Origin of the sequence: Kistimonas scapharcae (assembly GCF_039540975.1) — a bacterium.
Classification (GTDB): Bacteria; Pseudomonadota; Gammaproteobacteria; order Pseudomonadales; family Endozoicomonadaceae; genus Kistimonas; species Kistimonas scapharcae.
The window spans coordinates 1-1,951 of record NZ_BAABFL010000264.1 but is presented as its reverse complement, the minus strand read 5'-3'; the positions used below and the strand labels follow the sequence as shown (position 1 = coordinate 1,951).

Genomic DNA, 1,951 nt, shown 5'->3' with positions numbered 1-1,951 from the left:
TCAGTTTCATGCTGGATAATAGTGAATTAATGATTTGTCATTCACTGCATTTCTTTAAAGTCACTTGCTCGCAGATTTCCTAGTAAAGTTTCTTGTTTCCAGGCCAGTCGCTGATAATCATCACGGTTTTTTACTAAACGATCAATGCCTAACTGCAGTGCTTTGATAGCGCCATCATATTCCCGTCTTTGCTGCCACCGGTTATACCATCGAGTCAGAAATGAGGGGATAACTCTCCTTAACAAAGCCCTAAAATAATGCCCTTCCCTAGGGCCGTCTTTTTGTTTTTTATCCTGAGGGTCTCCTTTAACGTCTATATGTCCACAGCAGGGACAGTTATAAACAACAACGATATTTCCGGCGTACCCTAAACCATAAAGGGCATGTAAAATATCAACGGAAACAATTTCATCCCCCAGGCTGTTAGCGACATTAGAAACACCAATGGTACATCCAATGTTTTTTTGCTGTTGTATAAAAACATCTTCCCTGGCGCATTCACGATTAATCCCATAATTCCATAACGATTTATTAGTCGCCCCCAGCCCTCCCTTAGGCAAATACTTTTGAATTAAACCTGGCTGTATGAAAAGACCTGACTGACGCCATCGATGAGCATCCTGCAATTCTTTATAAACTTTACATTTATCCCCATAATGAGAGCTGCCATTAGCAAAATATAACCGCTTCATGATTTGCATAGAATTACTCTCTTCATACCAAAATTCATGAAGAAGTAGACAAGTACTTTGTTAAAAAATTCCTAAACTGACAAAATTACACACCCTCTGTGCAGTAGTGATATAAAGCGCATCGCTTGCTTTCTCACCTGATTATCTGGAGCTTGAAGCAAGCTAACCAACCTGCTTGGCTAACACCACCAACAATAAAAAGGGGTTACCAGTCTATGCATTATCGCCAGTTTGTAATCAACCTACTGACTGTCGGTTTACTGCTTTTCAACTTAAAGGCACACGCCTCCACTAGCAACGAAGTCAGCATTTCCAACAATTCCAAGTATCGCTATATCAAGGCAAATGGCCTGCCTGACCACGATCACGGCCAGTTTCCCAACCGGGGAAACCCTCACCGTGTCAGCGCACAGTCTTACCAGTTTCGCGTCACGCTTCACCCCAAACTCACCGAACGGGTTCAGCCGACCGGTCGCTATACCTTTGGCGTCGCCATCAATGGCGTACCGTTTGACCCGGGTTCAGCGGAATACTGGAAAAATGATCGTTCGACTGGCTGGCGAAGGGAAGCCCTGAATGTACCGGGTAAACTGGGTATGGATCATCACAATGCCCATGTCCAGCCCACTGGCGCTTATCACTACCACGGTTTGCCCCATGGGCTGCTGGAAAAAACCTCACCCAACCAACACTCACCGTTGATCGGCTATGCCGCCGACGGTTTTCCGATTTATGCCCGTTATGGATACCGAGACAGCGACAATCCCCGCAGCAGTATCCGCGAGCTGACCTCAAGCTATGTGCTGAAAACCGGCAACCGGAAAAGCAACGAACCGGCCGGCCCCTACGACGGCACCTATAACCGCGACTACGAATACCGTAAAAGCCACGGCGACCTGGATGAGTGCAACGGCCGCACCGGCGTGACACCGGAGTATCCCGACGGCACTTACTATTATGTCATCACAACTGACTACCCTTATGTTCCACGCTGCTTCCGTGGGACGCCGGATGACACGTTCAGGAAACGGGGCATGGGCAGACAACGCCCCGGTAATCGCCCACAGGGTCATCCTCGACATAATGGCCCGCCTCCCCCCATACGGGAACCCCGTTTCTGAGGTGATGTCTGATACAGGCATTGATTAAAAACAGGCTTAAATGAAAAGCTCGCTGTTCCTTAACTCCCGCTTAACGATCTGAAGAAGTAAGGCTAAATTGAATGAAGAGAGCGTCCCCTGTGCTCTTCAGGCAAAATA

At 47.4% G+C, this 1,951-nt stretch carries 2 protein-coding genes; one reads left to right on the top strand and one right to left on the bottom strand.

Going from position 1 to position 1,951, the window contains the following annotated elements:
* Nucleotides 1-41: 41 nt before the first annotated feature.
* On the bottom strand, nt 42-701 hold the full coding sequence (locus ABD892_RS10885; RefSeq protein ID WP_345195665.1) for a hypothetical protein: 660 nt from the start codon (nt 699-701) through the stop codon (nt 42-44).
* 206 nt (nt 702-907) lie between these two features.
* Here ABD892_RS10885 and ABD892_RS10880 point away from each other — a divergent pair, with 206 nt between their 5' ends.
* The gene (locus ABD892_RS10880; protein WP_345195664.1) at nt 908-1,813 is read left to right on the top strand and encodes a YHYH protein; all 906 of its coding nucleotides are present in this window, start codon (nt 908-910) and stop codon (nt 1,811-1,813) included.
* Nucleotides 1,814-1,951: the final 138 nt, after the last annotated feature.

Bases quoted from the DNA above. Each gene is read 5' to 3' on its own strand.
- ABD892_RS10885 (WP_345195665.1), bottom strand. From the start codon at position 701: ATGCAAATCATGAAGCGGTTATATTTTGCTAATGGCAGCTCTCATTAT.
- ABD892_RS10880 (WP_345195664.1), top strand. From the start codon at position 908: ATGCATTATCGCCAGTTTGTAATCAACCTACTGACTGTCGGTTTACTG.